General features: G+C 47.6%; 17 protein-coding genes and 1 riboswitch. Of the genes, 9 read left to right on the top strand and 8 right to left on the bottom strand.

All coding sequences use genetic code 11. The features are described 5' to 3' along the window. Positions 1-104: 104 nt before the first annotated feature. Positions 105-1583 (bottom strand): multicopper oxidase family protein, encoded by a 1479-nt coding sequence (locus tag GVY42_RS08430; RefSeq protein WP_236548950.1) that lies wholly within the window; start codon positions 1581-1583, stop codon positions 105-107. Positions 1584-1713: 130 nt separating this feature from the next. On the opposite strand from GVY42_RS08430, the gene GVY42_RS08425 reads away from it, so the two are divergent. Continuing rightward, positions 1714-3726: a heavy metal translocating P-type ATPase gene (locus GVY42_RS08425; RefSeq protein ID WP_159562948.1), complete on the top strand. Its 2013-nt coding sequence runs from the start codon at positions 1714-1716 to the stop codon at positions 3724-3726. 58 nt (positions 3727-3784) lie between these two features. Continuing rightward, positions 3785-4729, top strand: coding sequence for a F510_1955 family glycosylhydrolase (locus tag GVY42_RS08420; RefSeq protein ID WP_159562947.1), 945 nt, complete (start codon positions 3785-3787; stop codon positions 4727-4729). 18 nt (positions 4730-4747) lie between these two features. On the opposite strand, the gene GVY42_RS08415 is transcribed toward GVY42_RS08420, so the two are convergent. From GVY42_RS08415 to GVY42_RS08405, 3 genes are read right to left on the bottom strand one after another with little or no spacing between them, the layout of a single operon-like run. Then, a complete protein-coding gene (locus tag GVY42_RS08415) occupies positions 4748-6157 on the bottom strand; it encodes a HAMP domain-containing sensor histidine kinase (RefSeq protein ID WP_159562946.1) in 1410 nt (469 codons plus the stop codon). After that, the gene (locus GVY42_RS08410; RefSeq protein ID WP_012727305.1) at positions 6154-6828 is read right to left on the bottom strand and encodes a response regulator transcription factor; all 675 of its coding nucleotides are present in this window, start codon (positions 6826-6828) and stop codon (positions 6154-6156) included. Before GVY42_RS08410 ends, GVY42_RS08415 begins: the two co-directional genes overlap by 4 nt. A 25-nt stretch (positions 6829-6853) precedes the next feature. Beyond that, complete coding sequence (locus GVY42_RS08405; protein ID WP_012727304.1) at positions 6854-7192, bottom strand: UDP-N-acetylmuramoylalanyl-D-glutamate--2, 6-diaminopimelate ligase; 339 nt, start codon at positions 7190-7192, stop codon at positions 6854-6856. 168 nt (positions 7193-7360) lie between these two features. On the opposite strand from GVY42_RS08405, the gene GVY42_RS08400 reads away from it, so the two are divergent. Beyond that, complete coding sequence (locus tag GVY42_RS08400; protein ID WP_074035791.1) at positions 7361-7837, top strand: DUF305 domain-containing protein; 477 nt, start codon at positions 7361-7363, stop codon at positions 7835-7837. 199 nt (positions 7838-8036) lie between these two features. Continuing rightward, a complete protein-coding gene (locus GVY42_RS08395) occupies positions 8037-8753 on the top strand; it encodes a peptidoglycan DD-metalloendopeptidase family protein (protein WP_159562945.1) in 717 nt (238 codons plus the stop codon). Positions 8754-8798: 45 nt separating this feature from the next. Here the strand turns inward: GVY42_RS08395 and GVY42_RS08390 are convergent, their stop codons facing one another. From GVY42_RS08390 to GVY42_RS08380, 3 genes are all read right to left on the bottom strand, one after another. Beyond that, positions 8799-8960: a hypothetical protein gene (locus GVY42_RS08390; RefSeq protein ID WP_159562944.1), complete on the bottom strand. Its 162-nt coding sequence runs from the start codon at positions 8958-8960 to the stop codon at positions 8799-8801. An 87-nt stretch (positions 8961-9047) separates the two neighbouring features. Beyond that, on the bottom strand, positions 9048-9965 hold the full coding sequence (locus GVY42_RS08385; protein ID WP_159562943.1) for a TerC family protein: 918 nt from the start codon (positions 9963-9965) through the stop codon (positions 9048-9050). Positions 9966-10071: 106 nt separating this feature from the next. Continuing rightward, positions 10072-10692: a DedA family protein gene (locus GVY42_RS08380; protein WP_159562942.1), complete on the bottom strand. Its 621-nt coding sequence runs from the start codon at positions 10690-10692 to the stop codon at positions 10072-10074. A 399-nt stretch (positions 10693-11091) separates the two neighbouring features. Next, positions 11092-11234, top strand: a riboswitch (cyclic di-AMP (ydaO/yuaA leader). Positions 11235-11547: 313 nt separating this feature from the next. Between GVY42_RS08380 and kdpA the strand changes: the two genes are divergently transcribed. The 5 genes from kdpA to GVY42_RS08350 are packed head-to-tail and all read left to right on the top strand — an operon-like array spanning position 11548 to position 17724. After that, the gene (gene kdpA / locus GVY42_RS08370; protein WP_159562940.1) at positions 11548-13185 is read left to right on the top strand and encodes a potassium-transporting ATPase subunit KdpA; all 1638 of its coding nucleotides are present in this window, start codon (positions 11548-11550) and stop codon (positions 13183-13185) included. A gap of 19 nt (positions 13186-13204) precedes the next feature. Further along, a complete protein-coding gene (gene kdpB, locus GVY42_RS08365; RefSeq protein WP_159562939.1) occupies positions 13205-15226 on the top strand; it encodes a potassium-transporting ATPase subunit KdpB in 2022 nt (673 codons plus the stop codon). A gap of 10 nt (positions 15227-15236) precedes the next feature. Then, complete coding sequence (locus GVY42_RS08360) at positions 15237-15728, top strand: potassium-transporting ATPase subunit C (protein ID WP_159562938.1); 492 nt, start codon at positions 15237-15239, stop codon at positions 15726-15728. Further along, positions 15728-16807: a universal stress protein gene (locus GVY42_RS08355; RefSeq protein WP_196431241.1), complete on the top strand. Its 1080-nt coding sequence runs from the start codon at positions 15728-15730 to the stop codon at positions 16805-16807. Before GVY42_RS08360 ends, GVY42_RS08355 begins: the two co-directional genes overlap by 1 nt. 59 nt (positions 16808-16866) lie before the next feature. Continuing rightward, positions 16867-17724 carry an SDR family oxidoreductase gene (locus GVY42_RS08350; RefSeq protein WP_159562937.1) on the top strand — a complete coding sequence of 286 codons (858 nt, stop codon included), beginning with the start codon at positions 16867-16869 and terminating at the stop codon, positions 17722-17724. A 38-nt stretch (positions 17725-17762) separates the two neighbouring features. On the opposite strand, the gene GVY42_RS08345 is transcribed toward GVY42_RS08350, so the two are convergent. Further along, positions 17763-19295, bottom strand: coding sequence for a methyl-accepting chemotaxis protein (locus GVY42_RS08345; protein ID WP_159562936.1), 1533 nt, complete (start codon positions 19293-19295; stop codon positions 17763-17765). Positions 19296-19416 lie beyond the last annotated feature (121 nt).

The following is a 19416-nucleotide window of genomic DNA, read 5'->3' as shown; positions in this document are numbered from 1 at the left end:
CATTCGAGAAGGAATCCCTATACAGGCAATAGTCCTAGCAGAAACGTATCGAAATCGGGACGGATACAAAACACCTCTCCGCTGATAGAACAGAGAGGTGTCGGTCATTCGGTCACTTTTACTTGTCCCATCATCCCATTTTCTTCATGCTCGAGGATGTGGCAATGATACATAAATGTGCCGGTTTTCGTGAAGGTGATTTCAATCTTTACTCGTTCATCTGGAGCGACGGCTACCGTATCTTTCCACCCTTTTTCCTGATCGGATGGTGGGTTGCCGTCTCGACTAATGACTCGGAACTGGACGCCGTGGATGTGGAAGGGATGTGTCATCCCACCCATCATATCTGGTTTATTTTCAATTTCCCATACCTCGGTGTCTCCGCGTTTCGCTTCGATGTCGATACGCTCCGGATCATAGGTCTTGCCGTTGATTGAAACCATGTTACCCATTCCAAAAAGGGTGAGCCGTCGATCTGCCGTCTTATCTGTCGAGCGCTCCATCGTCTCGGTCACCGGAATCTTAATGGACGCCTTGTCGAGTTCACCGACACGAAACGTAGTGAATGTCACTCCGTCCGCTTTTAAGGCGGCGACATCTTCAACTTGTGAAAAATCTATCAGCACTTCGGCCCGTTCACCTGGTGTCAACGTGATGGTTCTTAAGGGAATCGGGCGCTCTAACGGTCCTCCGTCTGTCGCAATCTGCGTCATCTCGGCTTCGTTAGATAACGTAAAATCAAAATCGCGCGCATTCGAACCGTTGACTAGTCGCACACGTAACGTCTCGGTTTGAACGTCGAACGTCGTGTTGATGGCTCCATTCGCAAGAATTGTATCCCCGGTCGTTCCGTCAACGTTCATATGGGCATCATAATCTAACCCACCGTTAGGCGTGAAGCGTCGATCTTGTACAATGAGCGGGATGTCGTCGACTCCATATTCATTCGGGAGACCATTCGGTGTATCGTTAGTCACATAAAGAAGACCGGCAAGCCCTTTATAAACTTGTTCAGCTGTCGAACCCATCGGATGGGGGTGAAACCACAGCGTACTAGGTTCTTGGTCGATGTCGAGTCGAACTTGTGCCCGTTCACCTGGTGCGACGGTCTGATGAGGTCCCCCGTCCATGTCGGCAGGAATGACGAGTCCGTGCCAGTGGAACGTTGTCGGTTCATCCAATCGATTGATGGTATCGATTACGACTGTTTTTCCTTTCGGTAACTCGATCATTGGTCCGAGTAAGTCTCCATTATAACCGAATGTTTCCGATTTCTTGCCGTCTTTGAAAAATTGTGACGTGCCTTTAGTTGCTTCCACCGTATAGTAGACCGTGTCTTCCGTGACACGATCTGGCTGTAAGGCGGTCGGAATCGGAAGCGGCTGTGTCGGTTCATCCGATGCTTGGAGCTCTTGCCTCGCTCCGTGTCCCATCTGACCCGTTGCCGAATCGTTTCCCATCATATGATTTTGGTCCATATTGTTGTTATGGTTCCATGTCCCGTTGAAGAGGACGACTAGTAAAACGAAGATGCCCCCAATTAAAATCCCCGTCAACAGAAACCACATTCCTTTCGATTTCATTCTATAACACTCCTTCATTGTTCAGTCCTCACTTTGTTGTACCACCTAATTGTGAAAGAAACATGAAAGTCCAAACCTGTTTAATTATATACCATATGGGGGTATACAATTCGTGTAAAGGAGAGGATGAATGATGGAACATGCACACGATCAACATCATGAATATCATAAGGGAAGTCACGAGTCTCATCATGGCGGACACGGACACGAGCATATGATTGATGATTTCAAACGACGTTTCTTCATATCGCTCGGACTGATGATTCCGATTTTATTGTTATCGGACATGATTCAAGAATGGCTGCGGTTTGAACTCGATTTTCCGCTTGAAAAGACAATCTTATTTGTATTGGCGACGATTGTATATGTATACGGCGGATGGCCGTTCTTAAAAGGAAGTGTGGAAGAGCTACGAGAGCGTAGCCCGGGCATGATGATGCTCATTGGCTTGGCGATTAGCGTCGCTTACTTTTATAGCGCAGCTGTCGTCTTTGGATACGGAAGTGGGCATGACTTCTTTTGGGAACTCGCTTCACTGATTGTGATCATGCTACTCGGTCACTGGATTGAGATGCGTTCGGTCATGGGGGCATCAAATGCGTTAGAACAACTCGTACAACTGCTCCCGAACGAGGCGCATCGCATCAATGGGGAAGAAACGGAAGACGTTCCCATCTCTGAACTAAAGGAAGGAGACCGAATCCTCGTCAAACCGGGGGAGCAGGTACCCGTGGACGGGAAAATCATCAAAGGACGAACGACCATCGACGAGTCGATGTTGACCGGCGAATCGGTACCGGTCGAAAAAACAGAAGGTGAAGATGTCATTGCGGGTTCGATCAACCAAGAAGGGAGCTTGACGATTGAAACGATTGGTACGGGAGAAAGAACGTACTTGTCAAAAGTGATTGAATTGGTGAGTGAGGCACAAAAATCGAAGTCACGGGCTCAAAATTTGGCGAATCGGGCGGCAAAATATTTGTTCTATATCGCAATTGCCGCTGGAGTCATCACGTTCACGGTTTGGTTCATGCTCGGATATTCGGTCGGGACGGCGGTTGAACGGATGGTAACGGTCATGGTCATCTCATGTCCCCATGCACTTGGACTGGCGACACCTCTTGTTGTCGCTGTTTCGACAGCATTATCGGCGAAACAAGGTCTTCTCATCCGCAATCGGACTCAATTTGAAGAGGCGCGTCGACTCGATGCCGTCATTTTCGATAAGACCGGTACGCTGACGGAAGGGAATTTCGGAGTCACAGACATACAGGCGAGCTCGTCTTATAAGGAAGAAGACGTGTTGCAACTCGCAGGAGCAGTTGAGCGTGAGTCGCAACATCCTCTCGCGCAAGGGATTTTAAGAGAAGCCGAGAGACGGGAATTGAAACTGGCGGCTGTCGACGACTTCGGTTCGATGACAGGTGTCGGATTGGAAGGAACGGTTGACGGTGCGCGTGTTCAAGTCGTCAGTCCGCGACATATCCGCGATCAACACATTCAAATTGATGAGGAGACGTTTGCACGACTCTCGGAAGAAGGAAAGACCGTCGTCTTTGTTTTGAAAGACGGAGAATGGGTCGGGATGATTGCGATGGCCGATCTGGTGAGGGAAGAAGCGAAGGAGACCGTCGAGGCACTTCATGAAAAAGGCATTCGCTCGATCATGTTGACGGGTGACAACGAGAAGGTCGCGCATTGGGTCGCGGGTCAGCTCGGTATCGATGACGTGTATGCCGAAGTATTACCGGACGACAAAGCGAACCAAGTGAAAGACGTCCAAAAAGATGGCAGCAAAGTAGCGATGGTCGGAGATGGAATCAATGATGCACCTGCCTTAGCACAAGCGGATGTCGGCATCGCAATCGGGAGCGGGACAGACGTTGCCGTCGAAACGGCAGATATCGTCCTCGTCCGCAGTAATCCGAAAGATGTCCTATCGATTTTGGAGCTTTCACAGAACACGTATCGTAAGATGATTCAAAACTTGTGGTGGGCAGCCGGGTATAACATCGTCGCCATCCCGCTTGCTGCAGGCGTGCTGGCTCCGATTGGAATCATCTTGTCCCCAGCCATCGGTGCCGTCTTGATGAGTTTAAGCACAGTTATTGTCGCAATCAACGCTCGACTTTTGAAGATTTAACATTTCTTTCACCTTTAGTCAGTATGCTAGATGGGATGCTAATGATGGAGGGATCGAGATGAAACGAACGTTAATGCTATCACTATTCCTGACTCCACTGCTCCTGTCAGCGTGTGGAACAGAAGACGCACCGTCGGACACGAGTCAATCCGAGAATGTGACGACAACTACAAAAGACGAGTGGCAACGTGTGGGATCCGATGAAACGGTCTCCCACATCCACGGGGCTGGATTTTGGCAAGACGACGAACGTCTTGTCATCGCGACGCATGCCGGATTGATGGAATATCGAGAAGATGGTTGGTATACGCTGCCGACAAATCGCCATGACTACATGGGATTTGAAGTCGTCGAGGATGGATTTTATGCGAGCGGTCACCCCGATCGTCGGACAGATTTCAAAAATCCACTTGGGGTCATGCATGGAAAAAATCATGGGGCGGTACTCGAGAGTCGGTCGCTTGAAGGCGAGGCAGATTTCCACTATATGAGTGCCGGTTATGCCACAGGTACACTCTACGTTTATTTGGAGGAAGCGACCTCGGAGCTAGAGCCGGGATTTTATCGTTCCATCGATGGTGGGAAATCATTTGAACCGATGCAGGTACAAGGGATAGAGGAAGCGCAAGTGGCAGGAATCGTCGCCGATGCGACGGATGCGGAGCGCGTCTTCTTGTACGGGCCGTCCGACATCCTCGTTTCGAATGACTCTGGAGATTCGTTCGAGCCACTTGTTGAAGCAGAACAAGTTGTCACGGTCGGAGCGGATGAGGGGCAGTTGGCATACGTACGACAGACAGATGGTTCTTTCGAAGGGGTTCGTTTCAACTTAGACGATGAGTCGACAGAGACGTTCAATCTTCCAGAGCTTCAAGCGGACGTTGTGCCAATCGAATTGGCAGTCAACAAGGAGCGCATGTTGCTTGTCACATCGGATAACAGCGTATATGAGTTTACAGACGGGGAATGGGAGATGCGCCTCGACAAAGGTGAGCTCAATTGATTAAAAGACGCCTTTCCATTACAGGATAGGCGTCTTTTTGTCGAGTGGAATCGTGACGGTGAAAGAAGTGCCCGATATATCAGACGTGACTGTCAATTCTCCACCGTGACGGTTGACGATTTGGTCAGCGATGGCGAGTCCGAGGCCGCTCCCGCCAGTCTGTCGAGACCGTGATTTTTCCACACGATACAGGCGGTCAAAAATGTGCGGTAAATCTTCTTCGGGAATGCCTTTCCCATTGTCTGTAATGGTCAGGATCAGGTGAGTGTCCGTGACATTTGAACGCAGGGAGACATGTGAGGCCTCACTATGCTCAATCGCATTATGGGCGATTGAGCGGAAGACTTGGAGCATCCGGTGCCGATCCAATGTAAGAGCGATGTCTTGTTGTCCCGCGTTCGACGAAGCATCGAAGCGAATCGTCGTCATCCGGAACATTGTATCGAGCATTCGACGTAAGTCCGCACAAAACGTTGTGACGGTCACTTCTTCTCGATGCAATAAGAACGTGTTCTCATCGAGCTGTGCCAGTTGAAACGCATTTTCAACGAGTTCTGTGAGCGACCGGCTTTCATCTAAGATTGTCTGAATCGATTGCTTGCGTAACGATTCGGGCGTACTTTCTTTCGAAGCGATTTCGGCGTAACCCCTCAAGTATGTGAGAGGGGTCTTGATTTCATGCGATAAGTCGGATAAGAACTGACGACGTTCCCGCCGTAGTCTGGATAGTTCCACTGACATCGATTCGATGGCACGCGCTAATTCACCGATTTCGTCGACACGATTGGTCGGTAACTGTAAATCGTCTGGGTTTGTCAATACATTCTCCGTTGCTTGTTTTAATGATTGGATCGGTTTTGAAATCAATCGACTCAAGAGGATGAACGTCAAGACGGTCGTCACGAGCGCGATCGCTGTGATATATAGGAATCGCCACTGGAGCCGATGGCTAATTCCATGAATGATTTCAGTCGGTAAAAACATATAGACGTATCCATACCGTCTGTCGGTATCATCTGTGATTGGCGTACGAACGATCAAATACGGTTCGTTTTCCCAGTCGTTCTCTAGGACAGTCGTGTCGTTGAAGGAGCCAGTTTGTTTTTTCGAATCGACTGTATCGGCAAGGACTTGGGGAAAGAAGCGTGAAGTCTGAAGAAGATGATGCGTGGGATCAGTGATGGCGACTTTCGTATCGGTCTCACTTTCCATAGTCGCTACATGATCAATCGTCTCTTCGGAAAAATTCATTGCTAATACGCTCGCATGGCTCTCGGCCCGAGATTCAAGGCGATTGATTTCTTCTACAACACGTTCACCGAGAAGCGTGTGATAGAGGAGAAGAAACAACACACCTTCAATCAATAGGGTGGATAGAAGAAAGACGAGGCTGATGCGAAACGGTAGACTGTTACGACCTCGCTTCATCCGGAACGCTCCTCGGTCCATCGATAGCCACGTCCCCATACCGTCTTTAAATAATCATCAATCGGGAATCCTGCATCGCCTAACTTTTCTCGAATCATACGAATATGCGCATCAACGGTGCGTGGGTCGGATTCTGCAGAATAGGGCCAGACAAGGTCAAACAAATCTAGGCGGTTGAAGAGGCGATTCGGGTGCTGAAGGAATAATTTTAAGATGGCCGTCGCTTTTGGTGTGAGGACAATCTCTTGTTCTTCATACAAAACGCGTCCGCTCTCCTCATCGTAACGTAGTGGTCCGTATTGGATGTTGACGACACGGGTCCGGCGCAAGACGGCACGAATACGAGCGAGGAGCACGTTCCCATCGAACGGTTTGGTGACGTAATCATCCGCTCCAGCATCTAATCCTTGGATGGTCGTCTCATTGTCTGAACGTGCCGTCAACAAGACGACAGGTAATGCCGGATCCATCGTCTTTAACTGACGACAAAGTGAGATTCCATCTACTTCTGGCATCATAATATCTAAAAGGACGAGATCCGGTCGCTCTTCGATTTTGTCGAGTGCGGAACGGGCATCGCTCGCCTCGATGCAAAAGTAGCCGTCACTTTCAAGAAACAAACGAATCAAATGTCTCATTTTTTCTTCATCGTCTACGATGAGAATCTTCATCTTGCATTCCTCCTTCCTCTTATTATTATCGTTCCGTGTGCTTTGCGTGATTTCCTTCCATGGCGAAAAGAGTCTGTAGTTGTTCACGTGCGCGTTCGACGTCTCGACAGTAAATGACGGGTACTCTCGCGTCAATCGGTCGATCCGTGACGATGGCTACTGCACCATTTCGGATGGCGGCCCTCACTAAATCGACGCCACGTTCATTGATTGGGCGCTTGCATATATATAAAAACATTTTATTTATTTTTTCTGGTGTCGTTCCGATTCCGCGAATTGTCATTTCTTCCGGGTGATCGAGATAGGACCAAGATAAAACAGAATCAAGTGTTGCCAGTACGTCACGCAATGTCCGCTCTTGCATCATCGTTCTCCTTCCTTGCATGAACTCAATTTCACTAGTGTACCCGATGTTTGTGAAAAAGAAGTGAAAAGCGTTAAGAGTACGATTAGACGGAGAAATAGGCGGGTTTGAGTATAGAACAAGTAGGAAAAAGAGTTTTTATACGCACAATAAGAAAGGATGAATAAGATGAAACAGTACGGTAAATTTGGAATCATGATTGCGGTCTCGACCTTCATTATGTATTGGCTCATGTATTTGAACGTGTTTCAGTTCAATCATATCTTCTTTAGTCAGACAAGGTTGTACATGGCACTCATCATGGGATCGGTCATGGCGTTCGTCATGCTTCTCTTCATGTGGGGGATGTATAAGAACAAAACAGTTAACTTTATCATCCTAGGGGTCAGTGCTCTCGTCTTCAGTGCCTCGCTTTGGCTCGTACGTAGCCAGACGACCGTCGATGATGTCAGTTGGATGAAAGCGATGATCCCTCACCACTCGATTGCCATTTTGACAAGTGAACGCGCTGAAATTGAAGACCCACGCGTGAAAGAATTGTCTGAAGAAATCATCAAGGCACAGCGCCGTGAAATTGAAGAAATGAAGCGATTGATTGAAGATTTAGAGGATGAAGAGGAGAACGCCGAGGAAAATCGTGAGTAACAGACATGCACAGTCGAAAACGGCTGTGCATTTTTTGTATGTTGAAAAGGAAAAATAAAGAAAGTAAGTTATAATTTGTTTTCCTTTATTTGAAATATAAATGACATATTTGTCGGTTCGTTTTGGTGGTAAAATTTTTTCAGTTAGATAATATAAAAAATAAAAATTTAAATACATAATTGAAAGGATTTACCACATCATGAAACGAAAGATGCTCTCTCTCTTCTGTGCCGTTCTTCTCACAGTCGGAATCTTCACTCCGACAGGTACCCCGGCTGAAGCTGCTACCACGTATTATGTCAAAGTCACGACTAACAGTTTAAACGTCCGTTCGGGCCCGGGCACGACGTATGCAATCGTCGGCAGTGCGAAGTTGGGACAATCCTTCAAATATCTCGGCGTGAGCGGGGGATGGACAAAAATCAATTTCAACGGGACATCCCGCTACGTATCCAGTACATATGTGAAGAAGTACAGTGTCTCCACGCTTTCAACCACATCGACTGCGAAAATGATCATCCCGACAAAAGGGACGTTGACACAAAAGTATGGTCCGGCGAGCGGGCAGTACGGTTATACGTTCCATAACGGTATCGACTTGGCTGCTCCAAGAGGAACACCGGTCGTGTCAGCCGCTTATGGAAAAGTCATCGTTTCTCGGAACTATGGGGCTTACGGTAACCACGTCATGATGAGCCATCAGTTGAATGGACAAACATATATTACTGTATACGCACACCTTGATCGCCTCAATGTCGTTACAGGACAAACGTTAGCAAAAGGAGCAACGATTGGAACGGTCGGGAATACCGGTAACTCGTTCGGGAATCATCTCCACTTCGAAGTGCATCGGAACAGCTATGTGTATAGCAGTTCATCTCCTGCTAACAGTATCAATCCGTATACAATGTTTTGACATAAAAGCACGCGCTCTCAAACAATGGGAGCGCGTGCTTTTTGGTTAATGCCATGTTGTTTGTTTGTTTCGTTCGATTTGGTTGGCGGCGATGAAGCTGACACCAAGGACGATACCGAACACCAATCCGAATAGATTATTGAAAAGTAACATAAGGATGATCCCGAAGACGAGACCGATACTCATGAGGCCAATCCGATCAAACATATTGAATCCCCTTTTCTGTAGTTGTGCACCTCAATGATTAACCGATTTTCAAAGAAAGAACACCGACGAAATGGACTGATTGATTCATTATACGTGTTTAGACGAACCAGGTTTCGTTTTGTAGAAACTATAGAGGACGCTAATCAGGATGACGAGAACGATGGTTCCAAGAGACATCCAAATCGGCATCTTGTACACATCACCGAAAATCATCTTCGCCCCGATGAAGACGAGCATGAAGCTGAGACCGTGTTTCAAATAGTAGAAGCGGTCGATCAAGTTGGCGAGGACGAAGTAGAGACTACGAAGTCCGAGAATCGCCATGATGTTCGCATAGAAGATGATATACGGGTCACGTGAATACGCGAAACTCGCGGCGACCGAATCGACTGCGAAGACGATATCCGACAATTCGATGAAGATGAGCGCGATGAAGAGTGGCGTGAAGAACAACTTCCCATTGATGCGCTTCGTGAACTTCCCGGATGAGATGTCTTGTGTGATGGGGAGGCGTCGCTCGAGCCAACGAATCGTCTTGTTTTCTTCAAGTGACTCGTCTTTCCCGATATTCTTATACATCATCCATCCTGTATAAACGAGAAACGCTCCGAACACGTAGTAGACCCAACCGAAGTTTTCTAAAAGGGATACGCCAGCGACGATGAAGACAGCGCGGAAGAAAATCGCTCCGAGAATCCCCCAGAATAGTACCTTATGTTGATACTTGAGTGGGATGGCGAAATAGGCAAAAACAAGTGAGAAGACGAAGACATTATCAATCGCGAGTGCCTTTTCGATAAAGTAGACGCTCGCATATTCCGTTGCGGCTGTACTTCCTTGCGTGAAGAACAACCATCCTCCGAATGCGATGGCAATCCCAATCCAGACAAACGTCCATGTCCATGCTTCGCGGAGCGAGACTTCGTGCGCTTTACGGTGGAACACCCCGAGGTCAAGTGCGAGCATGAAGATGACGATGAGTAAGAACCCGATGAGTAGGGTCAACAACAATTCCTCCTTTTAAGGTCATATGAACTTCTATATATTTAATTTAAGTTCATAAGAACTCAAAGTCAAGCGTAAAAATCAAAAACCACTCGAAAAGGAGTGGTCAATGTGTAGAGCGTCTTCTTAACACTATGCGAGCCGTCCAACCGACAACAGCGATTATTGTGAATCCTAAAAACATATACATCACATGTGAATACATTTCGATATACCCTAACCAAACTTGCCAATTCTCGCCGACTACAACACCAATAAAAATGAGTACCGTGTTCCAAATGAGCGTCCCGCATGTCGTCAACACGATAAATTGAAGGAACGGCATATTCGACATACCGGCTGGAATCGAAATCAAACTGCGTACGACGGGAACGAACCGACCGAAGAATACTAATTTTGGACCGAATCGATCAAACCAGCGATCAGCCATTCGAACATCTTCTATTTTCAGATAAATTCTTTTGCCGTTACGGGTGATGAATGACTCGAGACGTTCTCGGTCCAGTAAAAGTCCAATCCCATAAAGGACAACGGCACCGAGGAGTGCTCCGACTGTTGCCACAACAATCATCCAAATAGGATTGAGTGTGGTTGTAGTTGTGAAAAAACCGCCAAAAATTAAGATTAATTCGGATGGGATTGGGGGGAACACATTCTCAACAAAAATAAGAAACATGACTCCGAAATAACCAAACTGTTCAATGATTTGTTGAATCCATTGCTCCATACCGTGATCGTCTCCTACCTAATTCATATTCTCCATCAACAATAAGTCGAATGACGACGATTTGGACATCCATCCTAAGATGTAAAGTGTTTTCAAACGATTTTTTTTGATGTCACGAAAGAGTAATTTCAAGGTCAAACTCACTTGAAAGTGATTATTCTTACATATATCGCAGAAGTGACCACAAATATACGGAGTGACTTCGATGCGTGATTTTCTGAACTGCAAATTAAGTATGAAGAAACTAGGAATAAAAAAACTTATAAATAATCATATTCATTTCACAAAAATCATTCGGATAAATCTGACAATTTAAGTTAAAAAATTTTTTATGAAAAGTTATTTACAGTCATTTTGAATCGGAGTAACATCCATCTCATCAACTTCATACGTATTGTTGAAATCTTTTCGCCGAGTTCCGGAGACGGAAGCGGGGGACCCACTGTCCAATCTGGACTGGGGTGAATCCTCAAGTGAGGTAGGGCCAACCTAGGCAAGCCCGAATCCGACAGCTAACCTCGTAGGCGTTATTAGGGGGATCCGACTCATGCAGTGATATGCCACTGGAGCCGTTTCTTGCTCCTGTGGTTTTTTGTATATTTTTTAATGTTAAATAAAGTAAAAAAATGAAAAAAGAGGTTATTATATGGTTGATTTATTCGCAATTGCTTTACTCATTGGTTTAGTGGCGTCTATGAATGTGATGATTCGTTCGATTGATCGGATGCACTGGAATGAACAGGGGTGACGACATGTATATCGTGCTTTTAGCGATTGGAATTGGGTATCTCGCTTGCTTAACCGTTGCATTACTAAAACCAGAAAAATTTTAAAGACAGAGGAGAAGGACGAACGATGTGGGTTACATTCATCATCACGTTGAGTTTGCTCATCACAATCACGATGACAGCCAGTGCCATGTTAGGTGGCTATATTGGACGGCGGTTTGTACCGATTCAAGAACGACCAAACTATGTAGGGAAAGCGCTCGAGACGAGGATCACACGTCGCCTTCGAATAAATGAGCGTGAAAAGCAAACATGGTTTGGCTATGCAAAAGATTTTTTGACACTCAATTTACTATTTTTATTGATTGGTTATGTGTTGCTTCGCTTTCAAGGAGTGTTGCCCTTCAATCCGAATGGGGCCGTCAACTTAGACTGGCATCTAGCATTCCATACGGTCATCAGTTTTATGACCAATACAGACCAACAGCACTATTCAGGTGAGGCGCTCTCTCACTTATCACAGATGTTCGTCTTATCGACACTCATGTTCGTGGCGCCAACGATGGCATTGACGATGGCGATGGCTTTCATTCGAGCGATTCTTGGAAAGCAGATTGGTCAGTTCTATTTCGACTTTGTACGCGTCATCGTGTACGTGCTCTTACCAATCAGCTTATTTTTCGGTATGTGGTTGATTGCGTTTGGTGTCCCACAAACCCTTAGTCCGAATACTGTCGTCACAACGATCGAAGGGGCGAGCCAAACGATTCAACGAGGACCGATCGCATCATTTGAGGTCATCAAACAGCTCGGGAATAACGGTGGGGGCTACTATGCGGTAAATGGTGCGCATCCATTTGAAAACCCAAGCAAGTGGACGAATTACATCCATCTTTTCTTGATGCTCTTATTACCGATGTCATTGCCGTTCATCTACGGGTCGATGGCGAAGAAACGAAAACAAGGATTCCTTTACTTTGGTGTCATGCTTTTCTTGTTCGTCATTGGAACAGTGGCCATGTACGCCACTTTGTACTCGAACCCCTCTTTACATGGACAAGAGATGCGCTTCGGGGCAATTGGTACAGCGCTTTACGGCGCGGTGACGACAGCTGCTGAGACTGGCGCAGTCAATGCGATGCACGACTCGCTTCCATCTCTTAGCGGCATCATCTTGATGGGAAACATGATGTTGAACGTTGTCTTTGGTGGGGTCGGTGCCGGTTTCATGAACTTGATGATGTATGTAATCATCACCATTTTTGTCGCAGCCCTCTTGATTGGACAGACGCCAACCGTGCTCGGGAAGAAAATCGAGGGACGCGAGATGAAGCTTGTCGCATTAACGCTTCTTGTTTCCCCACTCCTTATTTTAGGATTTACGGCTTTGGCGCTCGTCGTACAGCCAGGACAAGAGGCCATCACGAACGCTGGCCCTCACGGGATTTCACAAATCTTGTATGAGTATACATCCGCTGTCGCCAACAACGGATCCGGATTCGAAGGTTTATTGGATGCGACTCCGTTTTGGAATATCACGGCAGGCTTTGCGATGTTCTTCGGTCGATATATTCCGCTTTTATTAATGGTGGCGATGGCAGGTAGTCTTCAAATGAAACCACGTGTCACGGACGATGGGGCACTTCGGACCGACACGCCGCTATTTACATCACTTCTGTTCGGTGTGATTGTCATTGTCGGTGCCTTGACCTTTTTACCAGTGTTGTTGCTTGGACCATTCGCCGAATGGCTCATGATACGTTGAACATAGGAGAGAATAGAAGATGAATGAACTAGAAAAACAGACACGCCGCTTTGACACGAGCTTGATTGTTCCTGCCATGTGGGACGGAGTCAAAAAACTAGATCCACGGACGATGGTGAAACAACCGGTCATGTTCCTCGTATGGGGCGGATTCTTATTATCGCTCGTTTATACGATGCTGTCGGACGAGATGCGAGGATTTCACTTGGCAGTGACGCTCATTTTGCTCGTCACGTTATGGTTCGCCAATTTTGCCGAAGCGATTGCAGAAGGACGAGGGAAGGCGCAGGCAGCTACCCTTCGAGCATCTAAAAATGATGTGATGGCACGTCGAATTGTGAAAGATGGGATTGAGGAAGTCGCTTCGTCGCTCCTTCGAAAAGGAGATATCGTCGAAGTGCGCGCCGGAGACTACCTGCCGGGAGACGGCGAAATTATCGCCGGGCTTGCTTCGATTGATGAATCTGCGATTACAGGGGAATCGGCGCCAGTGATTAAAGAGTCTGGCGGAGACTTCTCTTCCGTCATCGGGGGAACGCTTGTCGTCAGTGACCGGATTGAGGTCGAGATTACAAGCAACCCAGGTGAATCGTTCCTTGACCAGATGATTACCCTTGTCGAGGGCTCGAAACGTCAAAAAACACCGAATGAGATTGCCTTGTCCCTGCTTCTTGTTTCGCTCAGTATGATTTTCTTACTCGTCGTTTTGACACTCCCTGCGTTTACGAACTATCTCGGCTTCCAATTGTCACCACCCATTTTAATTGCACTTCTCGTTTGTCTCATTCCGACAACGATTGGTGGACTCTTATCCGCCATCGGGATTGCCGGGATGGACCGGGTCACGCGATTCAATGTCATTGCGATGAGCGGGAAAGCCGTTGAGGCGGCTGGAGACATTCGAACCATCATTTTAGATAAGACGGGGACCATCACGTTCGGAAACCGGATGGCATTTGAAGTCCTTCCAGTAGAAGGAATCACAGCTTCGCAAGCGCTTGGAGTCGCCGTCTTGACGTCTTTGGAAGACGAGACACCAGAGGGGCGCTCTGTATTGACGCTTGCAAAAGAACGCTGGGGAGAATTAGATGAGTCACCGAAACAAGATGCGGTGATCATTCCATTCAAAGCAGAAACACGTATGTCGGGACTCGACTTGGCAGACGGTCGACGTGTCCGAAAAGGTGCGGCGTCCGCCGTCATTAACTGGGTGAGTGCTCAAGGTGGGATGATTCCGAGCGACTTACAGGATCAAGTCGATGCGATTTCGAAAGAAGGCGGCACACCGCTCGTCATCTCAGAAGATGCACGGATTGTCGGCGTGATTCACTTGAAAGATACGGTGAAACCGGGTATGCGTGAACGCTTCGATCGCTTGCGTCAGATGGGAATCAAGACCATCATGTGCACGGGAGATAATCCGTTGACGGCCGCGACGATTGCACGCGAAGCTGGTGTCGATGAATTCGTAGCGGAGTGTAAACCAGAAGATAAGATTCGTGTCATCAAAGCAGAACAAAAAGCAGGTCATCTTGTCGCCATGACGGGGGACGGTACGAATGATGCCCCGGCGCTCGCACAGGCAGACGTCGGTCTCGCCATGAACTCGGGGACACAGGCCGCGAAAGAAGCGGCGAATATGATTGATTTAGATTCGGATCCGACCAAAATCATTGAAGTGGTCGAAATCGGTAAGCAGTTACTGATGACACGCGGGGCTTTGACGACGTTCTCGATTGCGAACGATGTGGCCAAATACTTCGCCATCTTGCCGGCTATGTTCGTTGCATTTATCCCAGAGATGGATTGGTTGAACGTGATGCGTCTCGGCTCACCTGAGTCAGCCATCTTGGCCGCACTTTTGTTCAATGCCTTGATCATCCCACTTCTCATTCCAGTTGCGATGAAAGGGGTTCGTTACGACCCGGTCGGTCCCGAGAAGTTGTTACGTCGAAATTTACTCGTTTATGGTGTCGGTGGTGTGATTGTCCCGTTTTTGGGAATCAAAGCGCTCGACATCGTCTTAAACTTATTCATGTGAGGTGGACCGAATGTCTTCTATAAAACAAGCAGGTATCGTCGTCAGTTTGACGATGATCTTATGCGGTGTGGCTTATCCACTCGCTTTAACAGTAGCAGGTCAGGCACTATTTCCGAGTCAAGCTGAAGGTAGTTTGATCGAACGCGATGGTGAACAGATTGGATCAAAGTGGATCGCACAACCTTTCGTTTCGGAAGGTTACTTCCACGGCCGACCAACAGCAGTCGATCAACTCACTGGTCAATCGGGCGGCGATAACATGGCAGAAAGTAATCCGGACCGTCCGAAACACGATCCCGAACTTGCGGGAGCGATTGAGACATCCGGATCTGGACTTGATCCGCATATCTCGATAGAACATGCGATGTCACAAGTCGATCGTATCAGCGACGCACGTTCGATGGCGACGGCTGAAGTCGAAGGCGTCATTCAAGACACGGCTGACGGTGAATCGTACGTCAATGTCTTGATGATGAATCTTGCACTAGATGAGTTGAACTGATGCGAGGCAAACTTCGACTTTATATCGGAGCCGCACCGGGTGTAGGCAAAACGTATAAAATGTTGGCAGATGCACGGGCTCGTCAGCAAGAAGGGGTCTCGGTCATGATTGGATTGATTGAGACACATGGACGAAACGAAACAGAGGCGATGATTGGCGATTTGCCAATCGTCCCTCTTCTTTCGCTATTTTATAAAGGACACGAACTGAAAGAGTTAGACGTCGAGACCATCTTATCGTTTCATCCTGATATCGTCCTCGTTGATGAGTTGGCTCATACGAATGCCCCAGGCTCAGTGCGGGCAAAGCGATACCAGGACGTGCAGGTGTTGTTAGAGAACGGAATCAATGTATATGCGGCCGTTAATATTCAGCATTTTGAGAGTCTACTGTTGACCGTGAAAGGCATCACAGGCGTAGAGGTAAGAGAACGGATTCCAGATCTGTTCCTCAATCAGGCTGATGAAATTCTGCTCGTCGATGTGACACCGCAGACGTTACAAGAGCGGATGAGACAAGGGAAGATTTATCGACCGGACAAAATTGAACAAAGTCTGTCGTCATTTTTTACGCTGACCAATCTATCGAGTCTGCGTGAGATTGCGCTTCGACAAGTAGCGGATGAAGTCGATGATCAAGTCTATCGAACCCGAAAAAATGTGGTGTCTGATCCGACGCTCCTCCAAGAGCGGATCATGGTCTGTATTCAGCTCAATGACAATGCGAGACATTTGATCTATCGAGGATTTCGCATGGCGAGTCGACTCAAAGCGAAACTTTATATCTTGTCTGTCCTCCATGGTGAGGAGAGAAAATTGACACCTGAGCAGACTGCCATTCTAAAAGAAGTTCGAGAGCAAGGTGCATCATTCCAGGCAGAAGTGATTGTCTTGAATGTACCGAGGAAAGAACTAACGAAGAGTTTAACGACTACGGCACGAGAAAAACGCATTACCCAATTGATTCTTGGACAATCAGCAAGGACACGCTGGCAAGAAGTCATGCGCGGGTCGATTGTGAATGTCATCATGCGGGAATTGAAGCAGGTGGACATCCATATCGTCTCGGATCAAACGTGACAGGTGTGACGGGTCGTATGAACGGGAAGAGTGAATCATGCGAACAAAGGAGGGGTTTTATGAAATATTTAGTCACAGGAGCAACGGGGAAACTCGGCTCGAAAATTGTAGAGGAACTACTCAAGTCGATTGATGCGAGTGAGCTCGCTGTAAGTGTACGGAATCCGGAGAAGGCGGCGTCTCTTAAAGAGCGTGGCGTTGATGTGCGACATGGTGATTTTGATCAGCCAGACACACTCGATGAAGCGTTCAAAGGTGTTGAGCGTCTTTTGATCATCTCGGCAGATGGCGATAACGATACGCGGATTCGTCAACATACGAACGCGGTTGAGGCGGCGAAACGGGCAGGTGTTTCATTCATTGCCTACACGAGTCTAGCCGATGCGACAGACAGTGAGAACTTGATGGCACCTCCACATGTCGTCACAGAGGAAGCGATTGTCGAGTCCGGTATTCCACATGCGTTCTTACGGAACAACTGGTACTTAGAAAACGAGTTATCAAGCATTCAAGTGGTAATTGACGGGGCGCCATGGATCACGGCGGCTCGGGACGGTAAAGTCGGTTGGGCTCTACAACAAGATTATGCGGAAGCCGCATCGAATGTTCTGTTAAAAGAACAACAGGACAATGCGGTCTATGAACTATCAGGACCACTTCATACCCAGCAAGATCTTGTAGACGCGCTCAGTGAAGTGTTAGGTCGTGAAGTGATGATGCAGGAGTTGAGTCTCGAGGCATACGAAGAGACGATGCGCGGGGCTGGATTGCCAGAGGAAGTCGTTGCGATTCTTGCGGGGATTCAGCGAAGCATTCGTCAAGGAACGCTCGAAATTCATGAGAGTGACTTCGAACCGGTTCTCGGACGCCCGGTCACACCTCTTCAAGAAGGAATTCGTCAATTGCTCGACCGATAAGTAAAATGCCCTCGACCACTTGGTCGAGGGCATTTGTGTTAGGCGCGAGTGGCGTGATCCTCGAGTTGAGTCGTCACGTCTTCAAGCGAATTCGCGGTTAGAGCGAGTCGGTCCGACATCGAGCTGAGTTCTTTTTGAATGGCGACTTGCTCTTCCGTTGCTGCGGCAACATGGTGAATCTGTTGTTGAAGTTCATTCGCCGCATATTTCGTCGATTCAAGTCGTGTTTCGAGTGCTTCCATCTGTGTCGTGACCCGCTGGCGTGTCTCTTGAATCGAAGCAATTTGTTCGTCGATTTCTGATACATCTTCTGTAAGACGGCCAAAGACAGCCGTCACATCGTTCGTGACCGTTTGACAGTTTTCGGTCGCTTGTTTGAAAAGATGCGCTGATTTGGATACGACGGTCGTATCTTCCATCAATCCACCGAGGACTCGGGTCATCTCGGATGCATATTCACGCGATTGGACAGCGAGTTTCCCGACTTCGGAGGCGACAACGGCGAATCCTCGTCCAGCCTCACCGGCACGAGCCGCTTCAATAGATGCATTCAAGGCGAGCATGTTCGTCTGTTCACTGATCGAACCGACTTGTTGCAAGATTCCTTGGATTTCATTTGAACGATTCGACATCGTCGCAACAATCCGGTCGAGTTGTTCCGATTCGGTAATGATTTCTTGTACTTTTGTTTCCATCAGTCGCATGTCTTTGTTCCCAGCAAGGGCATCTTTAGCGATGCGCGAGGACGCTGCGGCCGTCTGGGCCATTCGTTCTTGAATGAGCGCCGTCAAAGACCGGATTGAGTGAATTTCATCTGCCCCTTGCACCATGGATTCCTGTTGGGATGAAGCATGTGCGACAATCGGGTCGACCGTGACAGCGATTTGCTCACCAGATTCAAGAGACTGGTTAGCAGCAGATTCAAGCTCTTCGGCGTGACTGTTTAACGATTGAACGAGGGCACTGACATCATGAATCGCTTGTTGTAACAACTGTCGTGTTTCTTGCTCCTGTGCCTCGGCATGTTGCGTCTCGTTATTACGGAAGTGTATTTGGGCGACAAGCACAACACTCAGAAGAATCAAGTACACGGCATGGACGAGTAGTAAACTGAACGGATATTCGCTCGTTCCACAAATCATCTCAGGGATTAAAAAGTATCCGACTAGATGTTGCACAGCAAAGATTCCGGCACTATACAAAATCAAGTCGATGCGACGCATGAACGACAAAATCGCCAAGACGACAAAAATGGAGAAGTGATATTCAACAAGTCCTTGTCCTCCAGCAACGGTCGAGATGCTTGCGAAGGTGAGTGTCAGCATCATCCAATAAGGAAATGCTACGGATTCTCGCTTAACTGTGACGATCATCATTCCAAAGAAGACGATTGGAAGGGCGAACAAGACCCATGTTACTCCGGAGTACACGTAACCGTCCGCACCGTTTCGCAGAATCGTATACGCATAGGCAAAGTCCGTGAAACGATGTAGCAAATGGACAACAACCGACGTCATCACAATCAATAACGTCGTCAACAACATCAACTGATTTCTTTTAATCAAACTCATCATTCTTTCCTCACATTCTCGTGTTCATTTGTTGTAGCTCTATACATATCGGATGAATAGTATAGAAGTTTATACGGATTACATGTTCAAGGCACAAAAAAAGAGCATAAAGCTCTCTCTC

The sequence above is a fragment of the Exiguobacterium sp. 8A genome (genome assembly GCF_902506275.1).
GTDB classification, from domain to species: Bacteria; Bacillota; Bacilli; order Exiguobacteriales; family Exiguobacteriaceae; genus Exiguobacterium; species Exiguobacterium profundum.
The sequence above is the reverse complement of the archived record's forward strand: the minus strand, read 5'-3'. Positions and strand labels throughout refer to the sequence as shown.

Bases quoted from the DNA above. Each gene is read 5' to 3' on its own strand.
- GVY42_RS08430 (WP_236548950.1), bottom strand. From the start codon at position 1,583: ATGAAATCGAAAGGAATGTGGTTTCTGTTGACGGGGATTTTAATTGGG.
- GVY42_RS08425 (WP_159562948.1), top strand. From the start codon at position 1,714: ATGATGGAACATGCACACGATCAACATCATGAATATCATAAGGGAAGT.
- GVY42_RS08420 (WP_159562947.1), top strand. From the start codon at position 3,785: ATGAAACGAACGTTAATGCTATCACTATTCCTGACTCCACTGCTCCTG.
- GVY42_RS08415 (WP_159562946.1), bottom strand. From the start codon at position 6,157: ATGAAGCGAGGTCGTAACAGTCTACCGTTTCGCATCAGCCTCGTCTTT.
- GVY42_RS08410 (WP_012727305.1), bottom strand. From the start codon at position 6,828: ATGAAGATTCTCATCGTAGACGATGAAGAAAAAATGAGACATTTGATT.
- GVY42_RS08405 (WP_012727304.1), bottom strand. From the start codon at position 7,192: ATGCAAGAGCGGACATTGCGTGACGTACTGGCAACACTTGATTCTGTT.
- GVY42_RS08400 (WP_074035791.1), top strand. From the start codon at position 7,361: ATGAAACAGTACGGTAAATTTGGAATCATGATTGCGGTCTCGACCTTC.
- GVY42_RS08395 (WP_159562945.1), top strand. From the start codon at position 8,037: ATGAAACGAAAGATGCTCTCTCTCTTCTGTGCCGTTCTTCTCACAGTC.
- GVY42_RS08390 (WP_159562944.1), bottom strand. From the start codon at position 8,960: ATGTTTGATCGGATTGGCCTCATGAGTATCGGTCTCGTCTTCGGGATC.
- GVY42_RS08380 (WP_159562942.1), bottom strand. From the start codon at position 10,692: ATGGAGCAATGGATTCAACAAATCATTGAACAGTTTGGTTATTTCGGA.
- kdpA (WP_159562940.1), top strand. From the start codon at position 11,548: ATGTGGGTTACATTCATCATCACGTTGAGTTTGCTCATCACAATCACG.
- kdpB (WP_159562939.1), top strand. From the start codon at position 13,205: ATGAATGAACTAGAAAAACAGACACGCCGCTTTGACACGAGCTTGATT.
- GVY42_RS08360 (WP_159562938.1), top strand. From the start codon at position 15,237: ATGTCTTCTATAAAACAAGCAGGTATCGTCGTCAGTTTGACGATGATC.
- GVY42_RS08355 (WP_196431241.1), top strand. From the start codon at position 15,728: ATGCGAGGCAAACTTCGACTTTATATCGGAGCCGCACCGGGTGTAGGC.
- GVY42_RS08350 (WP_159562937.1), top strand. From the start codon at position 16,867: ATGAAATATTTAGTCACAGGAGCAACGGGGAAACTCGGCTCGAAAATT.
- GVY42_RS08345 (WP_159562936.1), bottom strand. From the start codon at position 19,295: ATGAGTTTGATTAAAAGAAATCAGTTGATGTTGTTGACGACGTTATTG.